At 60.8% G+C, this 19948-nt stretch carries 15 protein-coding genes and 3 tRNA genes; 5 read left to right on the top strand and 13 right to left on the bottom strand.

The genetic code is table 11. The annotated features are described in order from the left end of the window. Positions 1–8 precede the first annotated feature (8 nt). The 13 genes from GX515_06525 to GX515_06465 all read right to left on the bottom strand — a co-directional run bounded on the left by GX515_06525 (position 9) and on the right by GX515_06465 (position 12328). Positions 9–671 (bottom strand): hypothetical protein, encoded by a 663-nt coding sequence (locus GX515_06525; protein ID HHY32669.1) that lies wholly within the window; start codon positions 669–671, stop codon positions 9–11. Further along, complete coding sequence (locus GX515_06520; GenBank protein ID HHY32668.1) at positions 619–1359, bottom strand: NAD(P)-binding domain-containing protein; 741 nt, start codon at positions 1357–1359, stop codon at positions 619–621. Before GX515_06520 ends, GX515_06525 begins: the two co-directional genes overlap by 53 nt. A 636-nt stretch (positions 1360–1995) precedes the next feature. After that, positions 1996–2071: transfer RNA gene (locus GX515_06515), tRNA-Phe, on the bottom strand. A gap of 8 nt (positions 2072–2079) precedes the next feature. Next, positions 2080–2157: transfer RNA gene (locus tag GX515_06510), tRNA-Asp, on the bottom strand. Between the two features lie 35 nt (positions 2158–2192). Beyond that, positions 2193–2268, bottom strand: a tRNA-Val gene (locus GX515_06505). A gap of 173 nt (positions 2269–2441) precedes the next feature. Continuing rightward, the gene (locus tag GX515_06500) at positions 2442–3443 is read right to left on the bottom strand and encodes a rod shape-determining protein (protein ID HHY32667.1); all 1002 of its coding nucleotides are present in this window, start codon (positions 3441–3443) and stop codon (positions 2442–2444) included. Between the two features lie 289 nt (positions 3444–3732). Further along, entirely contained in the window at positions 3733–4524 is a 792-nt protein-coding gene (locus GX515_06495) for an NAD-dependent deacylase (GenBank protein ID HHY32666.1), read from the bottom strand. A 534-nt stretch (positions 4525–5058) separates the two neighbouring features. Then, the gene (locus tag GX515_06490) at positions 5059–5982 is read right to left on the bottom strand and encodes a DNA-3-methyladenine glycosylase 2 (protein HHY32665.1); all 924 of its coding nucleotides are present in this window, start codon (positions 5980–5982) and stop codon (positions 5059–5061) included. A gap of 23 nt (positions 5983–6005) precedes the next feature. Then, complete coding sequence (locus GX515_06485) at positions 6006–8750, bottom strand: UPF0182 family protein (GenBank protein ID HHY32664.1); 2745 nt, start codon at positions 8748–8750, stop codon at positions 6006–6008. Positions 8751–8883: 133 nt separating this feature from the next. Then, on the bottom strand, positions 8884–9138 hold the full coding sequence (locus GX515_06480) for a hypothetical protein (GenBank protein ID HHY32663.1): 255 nt from the start codon (positions 9136–9138) through the stop codon (positions 8884–8886). Between the two features lie 66 nt (positions 9139–9204). Continuing rightward, positions 9205–9987: a CPBP family intramembrane metalloprotease gene (locus GX515_06475; GenBank protein HHY32662.1), complete on the bottom strand. Its 783-nt coding sequence runs from the start codon at positions 9985–9987 to the stop codon at positions 9205–9207. 5 nt (positions 9988–9992) lie between these two features. After that, the gene (locus tag GX515_06470; GenBank protein HHY32661.1) at positions 9993–11321 is read right to left on the bottom strand and encodes a radical SAM protein; all 1329 of its coding nucleotides are present in this window, start codon (positions 11319–11321) and stop codon (positions 9993–9995) included. A gap of 506 nt (positions 11322–11827) precedes the next feature. Further along, positions 11828–12328 carry a response regulator transcription factor gene (locus GX515_06465; protein ID HHY32660.1) on the bottom strand — a complete coding sequence of 167 codons (501 nt, stop codon included), beginning with the start codon at positions 12326–12328 and terminating at the stop codon, positions 11828–11830. 594 nt (positions 12329–12922) lie between these two features. Here GX515_06465 and GX515_06460 point away from each other — a divergent pair. The 5 genes from GX515_06460 (at position 12923) to GX515_06440 (ending at position 19861) form a co-directional block, all read left to right on the top strand. Continuing rightward, complete coding sequence (locus tag GX515_06460; GenBank protein ID HHY32659.1) at positions 12923–14971, top strand: sigma 54-interacting transcriptional regulator; 2049 nt, start codon at positions 12923–12925, stop codon at positions 14969–14971. A gap of 410 nt (positions 14972–15381) precedes the next feature. Then, the gene (larA, locus tag GX515_06455; protein HHY32658.1) at positions 15382–16680 is read left to right on the top strand and encodes a nickel-dependent lactate racemase; all 1299 of its coding nucleotides are present in this window, start codon (positions 15382–15384) and stop codon (positions 16678–16680) included. Positions 16681–16740: 60 nt separating this feature from the next. Then, complete coding sequence (locus GX515_06450; protein HHY32657.1) at positions 16741–17706, top strand: tripartite tricarboxylate transporter substrate binding protein; 966 nt, start codon at positions 16741–16743, stop codon at positions 17704–17706. A 207-nt stretch (positions 17707–17913) separates the two neighbouring features. After that, a complete protein-coding gene (locus tag GX515_06445; protein HHY32656.1) occupies positions 17914–19434 on the top strand; it encodes a C4-dicarboxylate ABC transporter permease in 1521 nt (506 codons plus the stop codon). Further along, complete coding sequence (locus GX515_06440) at positions 19421–19861, top strand: hypothetical protein (protein HHY32655.1); 441 nt, start codon at positions 19421–19423, stop codon at positions 19859–19861. Before GX515_06445 ends, GX515_06440 begins: the two co-directional genes overlap by 14 nt. The last annotated feature ends 87 nt before the right edge of the window (positions 19862–19948 follow it).

Genomic DNA, 19948 nt, shown 5'->3' with positions numbered 1-19948 from the left:
CGCCTTGACTATCTCACACCGAAATAGAACTCCAGCAAGGGCCCAGCCCTCGGGGAAGCAAAGATCAGCACATGGTCCCCAGGGCACATCACCGTGTCTCCTCTCGGGACGACCACTGCATCACCTCGCACGATCGCGCCGACCACGACTTCCTCCGGAAGGCCGATCTGCCTCAGAGACTTGCCAGAGACGCTCGACCCCGGAGAGACGACGACCTCCACGACCTCCAGATTCCCTTCTTTCAAAAGGGACAGGGTCTTGACGTTCGGTTTGGGAATCGCGCGAAGAACCGTGCTCGCGACGATGAGTCGCGGGATCACGGTAACGTCGATCCTCATTCTCTTCGCCGTGGGCACGTAGTCTTCCCTGTGAAGCTCGGCGACCACCCTTTGGACGCCCAAGTCTTTAGCAAGAAAGCCCGCCAGAAGGTTAGTCTGGTCCTGACCAGTTACGGCAATGAAGGAGTCAGCAGCCTGAATGTTTTCTTCTCGAAACAGGTCTGGCCTTGTTCCGTCAGCGTTTACTACAAGGACATGGTGTAGTCTCTCGGCTAGTTCCTGACACAACTCCTTGTCGCGTTCTATCAGCTTGACGAACGGGCCGTACTTTCGGTGAGTCTCAAGGTACTGGGCAAGGATGAACCCCGTCCTCCCGCCTCCCAGGATGACCACGTTCCTGGCGGCTTGGTCGCTTTTCCCAACTAGCCAGCCTATTCTCCGTCGGAAGGCCCGACTTGCCGATGATGAAAATGTCATCCCCAGGCAGGATGCGCGTGCTCCCGTGAGGGATCAGAACCTCCCACTGTCGTGAGATCGCGCCTATTGTGCAGTAGGATATGCTTGCGTCACTTATGGTCTTGTTGGCTATGGGGGAGCCCTCCTGGACGCTGAACCCCACCATCTGGATCTTGCCGTCCGCAAAATACTCTATGTCTGTGGCCGCCGGTGCCCTCAAAAACTTGATTATCTCGTACGCCACGGCCTCCTCTGGGTTTATCACCGCGTCGATCCCGAGTTGCTTGTTCGAGAGCGTCCAGTTCTTGAGGCCTTGATACTCCGGATTCCTTATGCGCGCGATCGTCCTCTTGACCCCCAGCCTCTTTGCGATCATGCACGCTATGATGTTGATCTCATCGACATCGGTCACCGCGATGAAGAGCCCTGCGTCTTTTATGGAGGCCTCTTCCAGGACCCTGGCGCTCGCACCGTTGCCATGGACAACCAGCACATCGAGGTTGTCCTCTACCTCCCTGAGGACAGCCTCGTCTCGATCGATGACCACGACGTCGTGCCCATCTTCTGACAGTCTCTTCGCTATCTCGAACCCAACTTTCCCGGCACCTATCACGATCGCCCTCACTGAATCACGCCCCCCACGTCCGCTCCCAGGAAGCACGCAAAACCCGCGTGATAGACAGAAGGAGCAAGGTCGCCGCGTGTCACGTATCTGTGCCGAGCACCGCTGCTTCGGGGCCCGCTCACACAAATGCCGGCACCGCAAAGAACGCGAATGCCGACAGAGAACCGCCCAGGTGATACCCATGCACGATACTTACGCCTATGCGAACCTGGCTCCCTGAATCACTTACCCTTGAGACTCAACCCCCCGCGACCATCACGCGACCCCTCTCATCGAATGGACGATTGGAGCTAGGCCATTCAGTTCGACGTCCGACGCTCCTTCTCCTCATGGCCACCCCAAAACCCGCACAGCGCAACATCCCCGGCCCACGATAGTGGCGGCGAATGGCGGCGGAGACATCTAGAAGAAGTCAAATCGGCGCGGTTGTATCGAGGGTGGTTCAACCTTGGCATGAGTTCATGAGAGGAGGGGAAGGCGCGGCACGGCCACGCAAGAGCAGGCCCGTATGTACAGACGAGCCCCCGGAGAACTGGGTTTACGAAGAAGGCACCCGCCCTGGCGGAGGCAGCTGCGCGACCGTGGCTCACGCGTCTTCGCTTCCCGACGCGCCCCGGGCCGCTCGCGTACAAAATATGGTGCCGAGGGCCGGAATTGAACCGGCGACACGCGGATTTTCAGTCCGCTGCTCTACCAACTGAGCTACCTCGGCTAACAAAATGGCGGAAGCGACGGGATTCGAACCCGCGATCTCCTGCGTGACAGGCAGGTATGTTAGACCAGCTACACCACGCCTCCGCAAACATCTATCTTTAATTGTCGTTTCTTGCTCTTGGTGGGCGAAGGCAGATTTGAACTGCCGACCCCCTCCTTGTAAGGGAGGTGCTCTCCCAACTGAGCTATCCGCCCGCTTGTCAAAGTCTTGTCGCTCGCCTTGGCGTCTCCCCGCCCGGCGCAAGACCAATTATAACCCAACCAGAAGAACGAGTCAATACCGGTCGTCGTCGCTCCGGCAAGTTCATCCTTCCGCAAGACCGCGGCCGGTCCGCGCCCTGGAGTGCACCACGCACCGGAGGCGGGGACTACCTCACCCTCCGAGAGGCATTCGCCACCTTCTCAAGGAGATCAATCTCCTCGAGCGCTTTGCCCGCGCCTGTCACGACGCTCATGAGCGGATTGTCGCCGCATCTCACCGGCATTCCTGTTTCCTTCGAAATGTAACGGTCGATGCCTCGCAGCAGCGCCCCTCCGCCGGTGATGACTATCTCCTTGTCTATCACGTCGCCTATGAGCTCCGGCGGAGTGTTCTCGAGCGTGCTGCGGACGCCCGCGGCTATGGCCGCCATCGGCTCTGCCAGGGCCTCCCGGACCTCTTGTGACGTCAGCGTGATGCTCTTCGGCAGACCTGTTACATAGTCTCTTCCGCGCACCTCCATAGAGAGCTCCTCTTGCAACGGCCACACAGAGCCTATGCCGATTTTGACGTCCTCCGCCGTGCGCTCGCCTATCATCAGGTTGTAATTCCGCCTTACATGCCTCACTATGGCCTCATCCATGTCGTCTCCGCCAACCCTCACGGAACAGCCAGAGACAATACCACCAAGCGAGATCACAGCGGCGTTGGTCATGCCGCCTCCGATGTCCACCACCATGCTGCCCGTCGGTTCCTGGACAGGCAGGCCTACGCCGATAGCAGCCGCCACGGCCTCTTCAATGAGAAACGCCGCGCGGGCACCTGCTTCAATGGTGGCATCGATCACCGCCCTTCGCTCCACCTCGGTCACATCTGCGGGAACCGACACGATGACTCGCGGCCGCACCAGCGCCCTTCCGCGGCATCCTCTCCGGATAAGGTAGCGAAGCAAATGCTTGGTCATCTCGAAATTCGCGATGACGCCCTGTTTCAGAGGGCGTACGGCACGAATAGCCCCCGGCGTCCTCCCGATCATTTGCTTGGCCTCGCTGCCAACCGCCAACACCTCGCCGCTGACTTCGTCGATGGCTACAACCGACGGCTCAAACATGACGACGCCTCGCCTAGTCACGTACACGAGCGAATTGGCGGTGCCCAAGTCTATTGCCATATCGCGGACAAAAAAGCTATACCCATTACGCGCCACAGTCCTGTGCTCCTTCTTCTGCCCTCTCTTCCAACCGTCACGGCTTGTTCAGAATTGAGAGCCTGTTGTCACCCTGGCCTTGCGCCTTAGGTACCTGGGTCTTCTGTTTTTTGGGCTTCTTCTTTTCCCTTTTCGCAGGCACTTTCGCACCCAACCACGATCCCCCCAGGATCGACCGCGTTCCACGGAAAACGTGGATTCTCCCAAGAGGCTATTCTATACTGCTCCCGTCATTCCTGCCGTTCACCCGCGTTCAACGGGTGTTTCCATCAGTTCCCTCTCGCATGGCGTCAACAAGCGATGGAAGGACCTCCCCCGCCTTCGCATGTATCACCACATCCGCACGGACATCGTAGCCGGTGGGCATCAGGTTTATTATCGCGAGATGCGGCGCCATCGCCGGGAGATAACACACCGGCGCTACTTCAAGACTAGACCCGACCGCGAGGAGAAGGTCGCACTCCGCCACTGCCTGCTGGGCCAAAAGGAAATCAACAGGCAGGGGATCTTCAAAGAGCACAACGTCGGGCTTGATGAGACCGCGGCACGCGTCGCATCTCGGTAGCTCGCCAAGTCCGACGGCGTCCAGGACAACCTTGATATCGTAAGTCTTGCCGCACTGCACACACGTGCCGGTCCGCAGGTGACCGTGGACTTCGAGCACGTTCCTCGATCCCGCGCGTTGATGCAAGCCGTCGATGTTCTGGGTGACCACTACATCAACGACACCCATTTTCTCGAGCGCGGCGATGGCTCTGTGCCCGTTGTTCGGTCGCGCGGCTTGTAATGTCTCGACGAGCTCCACGATGAACCGGTAAAACGCTTCCGGCGTCGTCCGAAAAGCGGTGGCGGACAGCACCGCCATTGGATCGACGCGGCTCCAGAGACCCGTGCCGGGGCTACGGAAGTCCGGGATCCCGCTCTCCGTAGATATGCCAGCGCCGGTGAGAACGACACACTTCCCTGCGCTCCTCACCATCCTGGCAAGCTCAGTGATCTGCCTGGAGATCGAAGACGACTCCTCCGCACCGCCGCTTCGGGACATTCTTCCTTCCCCCCCACGTGTCCAAAGTGCGCACAGGGGCCTGTCCTGGTTTCGGCCTGCATCCCTCAAGAGCGGGCGAATCAGGAAGACCCCGCGCTCCTCCTCCCCTCTCCGCCGGGCGGACCACCGCCGAATGGGGCACGGACCCCCGTCCACCAGGCCCTACCACTGGCCAGACGAGGGCCGCAGCCAAGTAACGTGCCATCGGGCCGTTCAGTCTTCCCATATTACGCCAGTGCAGCCGAGTTAAAGTGCGCCAAGCTGCCGCCCTGCTCGCGGAAGCTGGCACTGCTCGGAAATCGCAACAGTCTCTGCCACGAATCCTCGCCTGGTTCCATAGAGCCGCCAGCGTTGCCGGTGCTTGCACGATGGCGCGCAGCGGATCGGGCCATCCCGCACGCCGAATTCGCACGAGGCTTCCCGCAGGCGCGCCGTCCCTGAAGAACAAGGCCGGTTACCTTAGGTGGCACTTGCACGCCCTAAAGCAGGGCCGACTTCTGGCTGGGAAAAACCAACGGTCTCGTGGCCGCCTACTCAGTCCAGGTCTAGCCCACGGAGTTCGGACGCAAGCTTCCTACGAGCGTAATGAAACAAGTACTGTTGGGCATAGCCTGCGAGCTCGCCGAACCTCTCCCGAGCAAACTGCGTTATGGTCGCGGCCGAGACTTTGCTTCCCCCGAAATAGACATATCGCATCACCCTTGTCATCCAAACGTCAATCGGAAATGCCTCATAGAAGCCGAGCGAGAACAGAAGGACGCAGTCGGCCACCTTCTCGCCCACACCTCGCAGGCTCATCAGTCTCTCTTTTGCGCCTCCGTATCCGAGGCTTCGTAGAGCTTGAAGATCGATGTCACCGGACGCTACTCTCTCTGCCGCGGCTTTCACATACTGCGACCTGAAACCCGCGCCGCACCTCACAAGGTCGAGGACGTCCGCCGATGCAAGCCGACCCGGGGTCGGAAAGCTGTAATACGATGTTTGCCCGGATCCGCGGCCACCGTGCGTCGGAAGGCCGTCGTCATTCTCCTGAAAGATGGGATCGCCGTAAGCTCTCGCTATACGCTCGACCGCTCGGCGGATGAGGGGAATGGCGTTCCTGGCAGATAGGATGAATGACACCAGGCATTCCCATGGTTCCTGTCGCAGCAAGCGAAGGCCGGTGAACGACCTTACCGCCGAGTCGAGCGTGGGGTCCATGCTGCGCAGCCGCTCCTCAATGTCCGCCTGGTCCACATCGAGCGAAAAGTAATCGGTCGCAAGGTGAATGACCTCTTCTGAACCAGGCTTGATGAGGACGAGTGAATCACCCTCCTGTGCAGCTCGAATGACTCTCCCGCGCACGACGCCGGTGAACACGCCGTCCTCAAGGTCCCAGCGGAACGCTTGTCCGGATTCCAGGGTTTCCTTGAGGTCAAATGGTGAAATGCCTGAGATGACCGCGTTATCCCGCCGCATCTCTATCTTTGGCACCACCAAGCTCACTTCGCCCCTCTTCTTTCGAGTTCTCGCAGCAAAACGCCCAGCTCGTCGAGGCGCTCTCCGAAGCCGGCGAAGTCACCGTCACGGAGCCGTCTGTTGGCGTCCTCATACACCTGAAGAGCACGACCAACTAGCTCAGACAGGACCCCGGTGTCGCTGTCCTGCGGGGAAGCCGGCGCCGGCACTCCAAGACCGTTTCCGGGCTCCGCGGCCGCACTGCGCCTTGGAACCGCTGTACCGGCACCAAACACGGCGGCCAGGGCGCCCTCCAGGGTCGTGTCCATGGCCACGGCGTCGCCGAAGGAGACCACCACCCTCTTCAATTCCGGCAGATCGCTCCGCTCCGCAAGAAGATACAGCGGCTCCACGTAGAGGATCGAATTCTCTATCGGGATAGCAAGGAGGTTTCCCCGCACAACCTTCGACCCCCGCTGGCTCCACAGGGTGAGTGCCTGCGATATGGCCGGATCCTGATCGATCCTCGATTCAACCTGCATGGGCCCGTATACAAGGCGGTCTTTAGGGAAGCTGTAGAGCACAAGCTGCCCGTAGCCGGGGAAATCGTTCCTGGCGGCAAGCCATGCGATCATGTTGTCTCTGCCTGACGGAGTGAACGGCACGGTGAGCACGTACTCGGCCCGCTCATCACCTGGCATACGCATGAACACGTAGTATGGCTGCATGGTCTGGCGCTCGCCACCGTACACCTCTGCTGGGAATTCCCAGAAATCCTCCTGTTTATAAAGAGCATCCGGCTCCGTCGTATGATACTTGCCGAGCACGCGGGCCTGGATCACGAACAGGTCTTCGGGGTAACGCACGTGGGCCTTCAGAGACACGGGCATTTCGTCCATCGGCACGAACATCCCCGGGAAGATACCGCACAGGGTCTTTATGATGGGCTCGTCAGGGTCGGGGGTGTAAAACGTCACTTCACCGCTGTATGCGTCAACAACGACCTTGACTGAGTTTCGAATGTAGTTGATTCCATCCTCGATGGGTTGAGAATACGGATAACGATCGCTCACGACATACGCATCCCACATCCAGAAGAGTCTCCTGTCCGCAAGCACCAGGTACGGGTCCCTGTCATACCTGAGAAAGGGCGCTATGGCCTGTACGCGGTCGCGGATGTTCCGAACGTATAATACCTGGCTATCTCTGCTCATGTCCGAAGACATCAGGAATTGCATGCTCCCGAATCGCGCGGCGAACAGAAGCCTTCTCCAGAACGACGACAACCGGACGCCGCCGCGCCCTTCGTAGGTCGTGTAAGTGCCAGATTCCCCTGCGGGGTAATCGAATTCCCGAGCGGACGTCCCGACCACCACGTACTCGTCAGTGCACTCCCCGTAGTAGATCTCGGGACGCACCACGTCAAATCCCTCGTCGGTCCGCAGCGGAATGTCCCTTATCGTGAAGCTTGGAAGCCCTTCAGCAGAAACCCGCGTTACGTCGCTCATGACCAGCCCATAGCCATGGGTGTACACCAGGTGTTCGTTCACCCATGTCCTCGCCTGCGCCGGCAGTTCGGCCAGGGACAGCTCGCGCGCAGACAACGCCATCTGCCGAGTCTTGCCGGCTACCGTGTATCTGTCGATATCGACGTCATTGAATCTATAGTATACCCTGATCTCCTGAAGTTGGTTTAGGGTCTGAGAGAGGGGGCGCCAATCCCAGAGCCTGATGTTGTTGACAGTATCCTGGTAAGCGGTCAAAAGTCTCTCTAGCGTCAGATCGTTGCGGACATCGAGGGGCCGCACATCTATGTCGTCCAAGCCGAACGCCTGCCTGGTCGCCTCGATGTTATACCTTATGTAGGGCCGCTCTCTCGATAGCTCGCTGGGCTCCACTGACAGCTTCTGGATAATGGCGGGGTAAACCGTGCCCAAAACAAAGGATGCCACGACAAGCATCCCCACGGTAGCAAGAACGACCTTCTCCCCACGCATGAAGGGGCTCGCAAGCACCGAAGCCGCCGCAACGATCGCTATCATAGAGAGAATCTTGAGGGCAGGCAGCGTCGCATGAACGTCCGTGTAGCCAGCGCCGAAGACGACGCCTCGGTCGGAGTATACAAGCGCCAACGCCATGAGCCGGTAGCCCCAAGCTCTCAGCAGAAGGCAGAGCGCAACCAGGCCAGCGACGTGGCGTTTGGCCGTCATGGTCCCGGTTACGTGGGTGCCCCTCAGGCCGATGGATCGCGTCACAATATAGATCGCCGCCACGAGCGCCGTGGTGACAAGCACAAGGGTCATGAGGAGAGAGTAGACGAGTCGCCAAAACGGCAGGCCGAACATGTAGTAGCCCACGTCTAGGCCAAACAAGGGGTCCTTCACCCCTCCCGGCGCTCGGTGCAGGAACTGCTGAACTGTCATCCAATGCGAGGAGGTTTCCAAGCCCGCGAGCATCCCGATGAGGATGCTACCGACCAGGAGAACAGCCCTCAACCTCTGTGTTGTGAGCCGCATCGGGATATCGAAGGACCGAAAACCCAATCCCAATGAAAGCCTTCCGAGACTCCTTCCTGCCACCTTGAGGTTAGCGTAAGAGAAGATGGAGAAGACCGCAGCGACGATGAAGCCGACCATCGCCCGTGACAGAATTGGCACCCAAAGCGCTTGCAGGTATCCCAATTCCCGGAACCACATAACATCAGTGATGAACGTGGCCATCCCGCGAAACGACGCGGCGAACGCCACAACCACCGCGATCAGTGCGAACCAGAAGTACCGCCGGATCACCGCATTTCCTCCGTCCACGCCCTGTGGCCGTCGGCTCATGCACCCGGCGCGACCAAGTCGCGCCCGTCTCGCGCGTGGATCCGACCCTCAGAGCGGCTGCCGCGCCCCCGAGCGGACAGGTCTGCGCCATGCGTCATGAGCCGTCGTACGTATCAGCCTTTTTATCCTTCGTCAGCCGGCACACGATTCCTGCCACAGGCTCGGCTGTGGTTTCCATCCCAACCGACCTTCTGGACGCGCAAGATGGGAGAAAGAGCCAGGCCGCATTCAGGAACCCAAGCGCATGGCCCAACATGACCGCCCTCAACTCGGGATCTTCGGCCCATTTGGCTTCCACAGTGCATATGTGCCCCAGCGCGAGGCATGCGTCAGCGAGTCTCGTCTCCATGGACCAATGCTCCATAAACATCCCCCCGTGACTTGGCCGTGGCGGCATGCCTGCATCAACGCCTCCTCACGCCTCGCTGCGCCCTGGCGCCGCGATCGCCCGTTCCCAGCGTCGCTCGGCTTTGCTCCACACAAGGCCCGCGTAATTCATCCACCAGTGGACGAGCCACCCGGGCCACAGCGAACCCGCCATTTGGTTTAGAACGCAGAAACCGACGGCCAGACTCGACGGAACTACCAGGGCGTACCACGAGAGGAGCGCGCTCTTGCCGCGGGTCGCCACCTTCATCGGGACGAAGTGCAAGAGGCCGAAGGCTAGGGACGACAATGCAACCCCGGCCACTAGCGCGCACTCGGGGGGAGCACCAAGGTTCTCGACCATCGCCGCGGCACCGGGCAGCGCAAGGCCGCGGAACGCAAACTCCTCCACAAAGGTCTGCGAGAACGTCATGGCCGCCCCCACAAGCGCGACGCTCGCGGGGCTGCTATTGGCGAGAGCCAGGTACGCGCCGCCGGGGTTGATGGCACCACTTTCTACGAGGGCCCTCACGGTCGACCGGAAGAGGTAGGCCTGAACCAGCCGACTCATCGCAAAGCCCGTCACACATAGAGCACACATATGCCACCAAGGGCATGCCGCGAGCCTCCTGACGCAAAGGCCGGTCGCCAGCAGCGGGTCTCTGCCGTACGCCACCCAACCGACGGTAAGCAGGGCGGTTCCCAAAAGCGGCATGCCGTCGATAGTCCGGTCACTCTTGAGACTCACGCTTTCCTTCGACGACCTCTTGATGTCCGCAAGGACCCTGATGACGAAACTGAAAGCCAGCGACGAATACACGATGCCCGTCATGCCTTTCACAACCCATCTGCAAGAGCCATCGCAACCGACTTGGCATTCTCAACAATGGTCCGGCCGTCGCGCCAACCCGTCAGCAAGGCCATGTAGGCCCTTCGATAGAACTCGCAATACGGGTCGACGGCGAAGAGGTTGCCTCCCTGAGCGAGCGCGTGCGCTCGGCAGCCGCCCCCGCAGAAGTACGCCACCTTACACCGGAAGCAACTGGGGATCTCATTTACCTGGGGCACAATGCCCCTGCCCACGCGGCGCATCCGCGAAAGCGAGCCACCCGGCAGCCTTCCAAGGAGCATTTCGGGACGGTGCATCAACGGGCACGGATACACGGCGCCGTCCGGGCCGACGCTGAGGATCTTGTATCCGGCACCACACCCGGCTTTCACGCGCAGGTCTATCGCAAGATCAGCGTCGAGAGCCTCTGACAAGCCCTCCCGGTCCTGAAGGGTCGACTCCACGAACGAGGCGAAGCACGCAAGGAGATCGCGAGGCGCTATCGAAAGATCGGCTGCGTGACATGCGCCTCGACCTACTGGCATGAAAAGGCTGAAGTGGTAGCCGACCCCGAGATCCCTGGCAAGCTTTACGATGCCTTGCAGCCGTCCGAGGTTCCTCCTGGTGAGGGTGGGCACGATCTCGATCCCGCTCACGCCCGCGGACTGCAATGCACGGATGCCCCGCATCACCGCGTCGAAACTGCCGCAACCTCGTGCCAGTTCGTGGAGAATGGGGTCGTCTGACTCGACGCTCACTTGCACCCTGGCTCCGCAGTCCTTCACGAGCTTAGCCTCGGCCTCGCCGACCAGACACCCGTTGGTGAGGAGCACGACGTCGTCAAATCTGCCCGCGGCAGACGCCAATATGTCGCCTATGTCGTCACGGAGAAACGGCTCTCCCCCGCTTATCACAAGACACCTCGGTTTCTCGGCCGCAAGCACATCCAGCAGGGATAGCGCATCTTCGGTCGAGAGGTCGCCGGCACGAGGCATGTCGTCGGCCGCGAAGTAACATGCTGGACAAGAGAGGTTGCATCGGTCAGTGACGTTGAAGTACACTCGACCGAGACCCACCGCTTCTCCAGCCTCCACGATGAAGCCCGCCTCCAGGAGGTAACGGAGAAGCCCCTCCACCTCTCCGGGGTCAGCTCCCCGCAGGACGCATTCGCGCTTGACAAGGTCACTCGCTACCAGGTTCCCAGGGTTTTCCGCGAGCTCATACGCCTCACGAGTCAACTTGACCCACTCGATGTTTTTGGGATTCACCAGCACATACTGGCCCTCAACCTCGGACACTCGCACTTCAGGGGAGATCGTGTAGACCTTCTCATCCATCCGCGTCGAGGCCCCCTCCTTCAACCGTCGGCCCATGCGAGGGTGTGTCAGCGACTGGCGACGTCCATCGGCAGCCGGGCCTTGCCGGTCCTGAGCAGGGCGACGACGCCCTGGGCGACGTGCTTTGCCCTGTTCCTGGGTTCAGGCCGGGAAGGACCTGCCATCGTCGACACAAACAGCGGGGGCAGGCGGCGAGGCAGCAACCCGTTGTCTCGCCGCCCGCCCATGCTCCCCGCGGCCGGGCTTAGCCTATCGTGACCCGATGACCCCAGAGTCTGAAAGTGAAGCAATACCCGTCGATCGCAAGGTCCATCCTGATCTTTCTGCCAGCAAGCCTTCCGTACACCGAGTCCACCCCCTTTCCCCACCTAGCGCTGCGGGAGACTGGATGCGCTGGCCTGAGCCGGCCCAGGTCGCCTCTGGCAACCCCAGTCTATCAATCGCGGGCCGGGCGCGCTATTGCCCGAACGGGGGACTTGTGGTGGCTCCAACGGGTGAACCTCGGCTCAACGCACGCCACGGCTCCACACGTATCTCACGGCCTCGGACCGGTTTTTCACCCGGAGTTTCCTGAATATGCTGGCCACGTGCGTTTTCACGGTGTTGACGCTGATGTACAGTTCCTGCGCGATGTCTTTGTTCCTCAAGCCCTTGGCGAGGAGCCTCAGGACATCCAGCTCGGTCCTGGTAAGGTACACTGGCGCCTCTCGTTCAACAGGCTCCATCCGCGCGCCTTGAGCAGCCCACGCATCACCTCCGGCCCCCCCGCTTGACGCGCACGAGTCCTTCGACAAGACAGCCGGTGATTCACGCAGCACCGCGCCAAAACCGACGGCGTCGCCTGAGACGCCCGCGCCTGCTGGAGCAGTTGTGGCTGCCAAGGCTGAACAAGGCGTGATCCTCAAGGTGCCGACGACCTCGACGTCACCAACGGACACGGCCGAGTCCAGATCGACCAAGCGATCCACCGTTCCGTCGTCAAGCACAAGCACCTTCAACCTGCCCATTCCCGTCCCCCCCAACGGAGTCATGCCAGAGGACCCAAGCGGAAACCCGCCGCGGCCTTCGCGAACGTTTAGCTTCCTCTTTTGTTCATTTAGCCGTGTTCCTCTGCGATAGTCGCCTGTGGAGCCATGCAGTAACCATATATCGCCATCTCTGGGCCCCACTGCCATGCCTCAATCATATCACCATATTTTGGCAGCGTCAAGGACCGGGGTGGTGTCCGCGTGCGACGACGGCTCTGCCGCAGCTTCGTCCCGATGATGCTGCCGCCGTTGAGGCAGGGATCGGCACCGAAGTGATCGTCACAACGTCGCGCTGCCCTTCAGCACGCACGTGTCGCCTAAGGCCATCAGCCTTGCCCTCCGGGGCCGGGGCGGCGCACTTCCTGCGGTTTGTGCGGCGCGCCTCGTCCGGATTCGGCGAGGATTTGGCGTGCGAGACGGCCGAGCTCGCCGCGTCCCGCGCAATCACGGGCAGCCCCGGCGCTCCTGTCGCCCTCGAGGTAGGAGGCGAAGACCTGTGGCACCGTACTTCGGAAGGAAAGCCACCTGCCCAAAGCGAAACCCCTCCCAGGACGAACAGAGGGGTGACAAGGCATGCCTGATATCGCGCTCATAGCACCGTACGACAACCTCGCTGCGGTGGCCTGCGAAGTCTCGAGAACCGTCCGAAAGCCAGTCAGAGTGGAGCGCGCCCTTCTGGGCGAGGCACCGGCGCTCGCGCGGCGCCTGAAGAGGGAGGGGGTTCAGGTCCTCATCAGTCGCGGGGGGACGGCCCTCGTGCTCCAGGACGCCAAAGACGTCGGCCTGCCGGTGGTGGAGATCCGCGTGACAGCTTACGACGTGGTGCGCGCCGTTGCGAAGGCAAGGCTCTTCGGGCGCCGCATTGCCATAGTGGGCTTTGAGAACATGGTGCTCGGGGCGAGCACGCTGAGCGAGTCGATGGATGTGGAGATAAAGGAGATCGTCCTCGAGCGCGCCCGCGACGCCGACACGACAGTCCGTGAAGCCCTGCGAGATGGAGTTGATGTCCTGATAGGCGGAGTGATAACTGTTCGAACCGCCGAGAAGCACGGCGCCAGAGCCGTGCTGATAGAATCTGGGCCGGAAGCTGTCAGGCAAGCCATCGACGAGGCTTCGCGCGTGCTATGGGTCAAGAAACACGAGACGGCACGGGCGGAGCAGTTCAAACTCATCATAGACAACGTGTCCGACGGCATCATCGCTGTAGACGATGCAGGGCACATCACTGTTTTCAACGAAGCCGCCCAACGGCTCACAGGCCGCGCCGCAGCCGACGTCGTAGGGCGTCACGTAGACGAGGTGTTGCCTGAAGCCGGTTTCGCCGCGATCCTCGCAGCCGCCTCGTCGGGCCGGGATTGGCGCCGCGAGTCCTCGTCGAATCCTTCCTCCCAGCCCGCATCGCCCGAGGTGTGTCGGATAAACGGCACTCTCGTTAATGTGACCCGTGTGCCTATCGTGGTGAGCGGCTCATGTGCGGGCGCCATCGCGACCTTCCAGGATGTCAGCAGGTTGCAAGCGCTGGAAAAAGACCTGCGCAAGAGGCTCTATGCCCGCGGCCACGTGGCGAGGTTCACGTTCGGCGACATCGTAGGCACCAGCCGCGCGATCCAGGCTGCCATCACCAAGGCTAGACGCTTTGCTGCCGTGGACTCCACGATCCTCATCCTCGGAGAGACAGGAACCGGGAAAGAGCTTTTCGCCCAAAGCATTCACAATGCGAGTGCTAGGCGCGATGGGCCGTTCGTCGCGGTCAACTGCGCCGCATTACCGGAAAGCTTGCTCGAGAGCGAGCTGTTCGGTTACGTTGAAGGTGCCTTCACCGGGGCTAAGCGGGAAGGCAAACAAGGCCTCTTTGAGCTGGCCCACCACGGAACGATCTTCCTGGATGAGATCGCGGGCATGCCCCTGCGTCTCCAGGCCCGCCTTCTCAGGGTCCTCCAAGAAAAGGAGGTGATGCGGCTGGGGGATGACCGCACAATCCCCATTGACGTCCGTGTCATCGCCGCGTCTAACAAAGACCTCCGTAAACTCGTTGCAGAGGGCCTGTTTCAGGCAGACCTGTACTACCGGCTTGACGTCCTCAAGCTCGCGCTGCCCCCGCTGCGGGAGCGGCCTGAGGACATACCGCTTCTGGCTGAGACGTTTGCGAGGACACTATCTGCAAAGCTCGGTACGCCCTTCCAGGGCTTCACGAGTGATGCGTTGGCGGTCCTTCTTGCTCATCCCTGGCATGGCAACGTGAGGGAGCTCAAAAACACCGTCGAGAAGTGCCTGGTCTTGTCGGAGAGCGGGTGTGTCACAAACAACGACGTGCTCGATGCCATAGGTGACACGCCCGGGTCGGAAGGATGGCCCCGCATTACCGAGATCGACGGTGACACATCCTCAGCCGCTGGCACTCTGGCCAGTCCCCGCGACAGCGGCACCGGGCGCGACCTCGAAAGCCTCATCAAAGCTGTGGAACGCGAGAGCATAGCCCGTGCGGTCAGTGCATGCGGCGGCAACAAGAGCGAAGCCGCCCGTCGCCTCGGAATCAACCGGACCACGCTTTGGCGCAAGCTCAGGAGCGAACACACAGCGGCAAGGCGGGACGCGCAGCGTGAAGGCGGCCGCGAACCATGAATCGAAAACCAGCGTTGCGTCTCGCCCCATAGGCAGGTGGCAGAAGAGCTGCCTGGGCTTGAGCCGCTCCATGTGTTGCGCCAATGTAACAGCTCCGTTGCTGATGTGCTACATCATCGTGCCTGGCAAGCCCATGCCACGGGTGGCTTCCCTTCCTCCCGTCCAAGCGCAAGACGGTTTGGACGGCGTTGGCACGCAGTTTGCTTTTGTCCTAGTACGGAACTCGCGCAGAACACGGCCCGAGGTCACTGGTTCGGGCGATTTGGGTCAGGACGCTCGCCGTGCCGGGCGTCGTGCGTCGGGGGCTCCGCGCTGTGCGTCGCAGGCAGTGTGACGCTGTGGTACAGCTCGGCTCAGGCGCGGCGCCGCGCTTCCAGTCCCGGGCCTGCTGAAGGTTAGGGGGTGCCTTCGTGGTCGTTCAGTTGAAGTACGGGAGGTCCTGTGTTCCGCTGGACATAGGCGTGCTCGTGAATCCGCAGGTGTTGACCGGTCGAGAGGCGAAGCCCCTCGCCGACCTGCGCAGCGAAGTCCTTTCGAGACTCAGACATCCGACAGGGACCGACAGCCTGCTCCACGAGGTAAAGCGCAGGCGCGCAAGGACTGTCGTGATCATCGTGAACGACATCACAAGACCCACACCTTATACCGACATCCTGCCCCCTCTCCTCAGCGAGCTCCGGGAAGCGGGAATAGCCGACGAGGACGTGACGCTCGTCGTCGCCACCGGGATCCATAGAGGAATGACCCCTGAAGAAATGCGGCTGACGTTGGGACGCGAGATCTGCGAGACGTATCGCGTCGTGAATCATGACTGCGACGACGAGGAGAACCTGGTCCCCTTGGGCACTCTCCCCTTCGGGACGGAACTGCGCGTCAACCGCATCGTCCTTGAGGCGGACTTCGTCATAGCGACCGGCGTCATCTCCCCTCACTACTTCGCCGGGTTCTCCGGAGGACGCAAGGCGATCTTGCCAGGCGTGTCGGGCCGGGCCACCATCTCTCACAATCACTCGCTCATGACTTCCGAGGCTGCGGCTGTATGCAACCTCGATGGAAACCCAGTCCACATCGAGATGGTCGAAGCCGCGCGTAAAGCCGGCGTCCATTTCATCGTGAACACGGTCACCGACGGGGTGGGCAAGGTGGCGGCCGTGGTGGCAGGGGACGTTGAGAAAGCGTGGCTCGAAGGCGTGAAGATATGTTCGGATTACGTCGTAGCGCCGGTCGCCCGCGAAGTCGACGTGGCCATCGCGAGCGCGGGAGGATTCCCCAAAGACATCAACGTGTACCAGGCACAGAAAGCCATCGACAACGCCGACCGAGTCGTGAGAAAGGGCGGCACTATCGTGCTCTTGGCCGAGTGCCCCGAGGGATGCGGCGAGCCGACGTTCGAGAGTTGGATGACAGAGGCACGCAGCCTCGATGATATCTTCCGTCGCTTCGCTGCCGGGTTCGTGTTGGGCGGGCATAAGGCCTACAGCCTAGCCCGGGTCTTGCGAGATAAAGAGGTTGTCCTCGTATCGTCCCTTGACGACGTTCTTGCAAGAAAGCTTTTCTTCACCCCTGCGAAGAGCCTTGAAGAGGCCCTCCACCTAGTTGAGTCCAAGCATGGTAAGGACTATGACTCGATCGTCATGCCTTGCGCCGGAATCGTAGTCCCTGTACCGGGAGGTGGTATGGCAGGCAAGGTCACGCTGCAGCAGCTTTGAAGTAGTGTCGGAACAGACTCGAACTGCGACGAACACAAGGACTACAGGGAGGTAGAAGAAATGCGCGCCTTTACCAGAATCGTTGCCGTTTGTGTCCTCGTGTCGCTGGCCCTGCTCGGTTCCGTGGCGTCCGCAGCTCCTAAGTTTCCTGAGAAACCCATAAACTACCTTATCTGTTTCGATCCGGGCGGTGAGTCTGACATTACCGCCCGCTTGCAGCAGCCTTTCCTCGAGAAAGTCCTCGGCGTCAAGGTGATCATATCGTATAAGACAGGAGGAGGCGGGGCTGTCGGCTGGTCTGAGCTCGTCCGCTCCAAGCCGGATGGGTACACGATCGCCGGGGATAATTTGCCCCACACCATACTTCAACCCCTGCAGCGTACAGACGCGGGCTATAAGACCGAGCAGCTCAAGCGCGTGTACTGTTTCGAAAGCACTCCGAACGCGCTGGTGGTGAGGAAAGATAGCCCCTTCAAGACACTCAAGGACCTCATCGATTACGCCAAGGAGCATCCGGAGGTCGTGACACTTGGAGGGAGCGGTAGCTGGTCCGCCAACCACCTTGGCGTCCTTGAGCTGAACCAGGCTGCCAATGTCAAGATGACCTACATACCGTTCACAGGCTCAGGCGCAGTGGTCCCGGCACTGCTCGGAGGGCACGTCACCGGTCTCATGACGTACACCACCATGGCAGTTCAGTACAAAGACCAAATGCGAGTCCTCGCGGTAGCGTCTGAAAAGCGTTCGGCGGTTCTGCCTGACGCCCCCACTTTCATGGAGCTCGGATACGACGTGGTTGAAGGCGCGTACCGAGGCGTGTCTGTCCCTCCCAACACGCCTGACGAGATCGTCAAGATCCTGGCGGACGCGTTTGACAAGGTCAACCGGGACCCCGAGTTCCAAAAGAAGATGCAGGAGATGGCCTTCGACCTCGAGTTCATGGGGCCTAGCGAGTATGAGAAATTCGTTCAGACCAGGCGCGTCCACTATGAGAAGCTTCTGAAAGACCTGGGAGTGGTCAAATAGGCATCAGGTACCGCTGGACATGCCGAATCAGGCGTACCCTAACCGGCGTAGCCGGACGGCGTAGCCGGAACTGTGCGCGCGGGGTTGGAGCGGAATCTCGGACTCCGTGCCGCCCCGACCCCGCTGCTCTCGCACACTAGGTCACGGGCCAGCCGGCCTGCGGCGCAGGCCAAGTCACAAGTCGACTGAGCAAGGATGGTGATGCGAATGGACGCCTTGGTGTCTGGGATAACGCAGGTGCTTTCGCCGGGCAATCTCTTGTTGATGCTCGTAGGCACAGTGGCCGGCCTCATCGCAGGCGCACTGCCAGGCCTCACAGCCACGATGGCTGTAGCGCTTGTGATCCCGTTTACGTTCGTCATGCCGCCACTCACTGGCCTCGTGGTCATGGGCGCCATCTATATGTCTGCAATATACGGCGGCAGCTTCTCCGCGATACTCATCAACACCCCTGGGACGCCTTCTTCCATTGGTACATGCTTCGACGGGTACCCGATGGCGAAGGCCGGGAGAGGCCAAGAAGCCATAGTGGTTGCCACGGTATCCTCGGTCATCGGCGGGCTCTTCGGAGTGGCGGTGCTTGCGTTCCTGGCGCCGCCCTTAGCACGGATTGCTCTTCGTTTCGGGCCCCCGGAATACTTCTGGGTCGGCGTGTTCGGCCTGAGCATCATAGCGAGCCTGGCATCGAAGTCGATCCTCAAGGGCCTCATTGGCGGGGCGGTCGGTCTACTGATAAGCATGATCGGCATCAGCCCGGTCGGGGGAAACGTTAGGCTCACGTTCGGGGAGCCAGCCCTACAAGGCGGGGTACAACTAGTGTGTGCCCTCATAGGGCTGTTCTGCATACCGGAGGTGCTGTCCCTTGTGCTCCAGGGGGCGCAGGCCTATGAGGCTGTGCGCTTGGTGAGACAGAGGGGCGTCATCATGTCAACCATACGCAAGGTGCTCAGCCAGCCAGGAAACCTCCTGCGCTCCAGCGTCATCGGGACGATCGTCGGGATCATACCCGGTGCGGGCGGGAACATTGCCAACCTCATCGCTTACAATGAAGCCGTACGCGCCTCGAAGTACCCTGAGAAGTTCGGCACCGGGATCATTGACGGCGTCATCGCCACCGAAACGTCCAACAACGCCACCATCGGAGGTGGGCTGGTGCCCCTCCTTACCCTGGGAGTCCCAGGCACACCCGTCGATGCCGTGATATACGGTGGCCTGTTGCTACAAGGCCTCCGGCCAGGGCCGGAGCTCTTCAGTGTGCACGCCGACATCACCTACGGGTTCATCTTCTCGCTTTTCGTCGCCACCCTCATGATGATGGTGGTAGGCCTTGCCTTGGGCACAGCTCTCCACAGGCTCGTGTCGCGCGCGCCCCTGAGGTTTCTGGCACCATCCATCATCTTTCTGAGCATCATCGGATCGTACGCGATCAGGAACAACATGGCCGATGTGTGGGTGATGCTCGGCTGTGGGATCATAGGATACATCCTTAAGGAGCTCGATTTCAACGCGGCACCTATCGTTCTTGGACTCATCCTCGGACCGATCATCGAGGAGGGCCTCCTGCAGTCGCTCCTCATCTCGAGGGCATGGCAGTTCCCGTGGCTCATATTCGTGAGGAGCCCCATTTCCATCATCCTCATCCTCATGACCCTGGTGTCGTTCGCGTGGCCGTACCTGTCCTCGTCCACGGCCCGCCGCAGGAAGGGGGGCGCTTATGCTGACCGTTGATCGCATCTCCGCTCTCTTCGTGCTTGTCCTGGCATTGGTGTTCGGGGTGCAACTCCGGGGTCTTCCCGACCTCGACGCCTTGTTTCCGGAATGGGTTCTGGCCCTTACAGTTGTAATGTCCATTGGGTTGCTCGTGATTTCTGGGTCGGCGAAAGGCTCGGGGAAGCCCTTCAAACTCCCGAACATGCGAACCCTGGGAGCGGCTGTGGGGCTGATGGTACTGTGGCTCATCCTCATCCCGGTCGCGGGGTTCTACGTGGCTAGCGTGCTCGTATCCACGATCTTTGCCGCGTTCGTCGACATCAGGGTGCGACAGCCGGGCGCGCTCGCGGTGTCGCTCCTCGTGGTTGCGGCCGAGATCGGTGTCTTCTATGTGGTGTTCGCGAGCTTGCTGGATGTCCCGCTGCCGCGCGGGTTTCTCTTCTGACGGCGGCACGCGCAGGGCGGCAGGCCTCCTGGGAAGGCCGCCCACGTCACACGTGAAACCAGTGGAAACACGTCTGGAGGACTGTTA

The sequence above is a fragment of the Bacillota bacterium genome (genome assembly GCA_012842395.1).
In the GTDB taxonomy this organism is placed as follows: domain Bacteria; phylum Bacillota; class SHA-98; order UBA4971; family UBA4971; genus UBA6256.
This window is presented reverse-complemented; position numbering and strand designations above follow the sequence as displayed.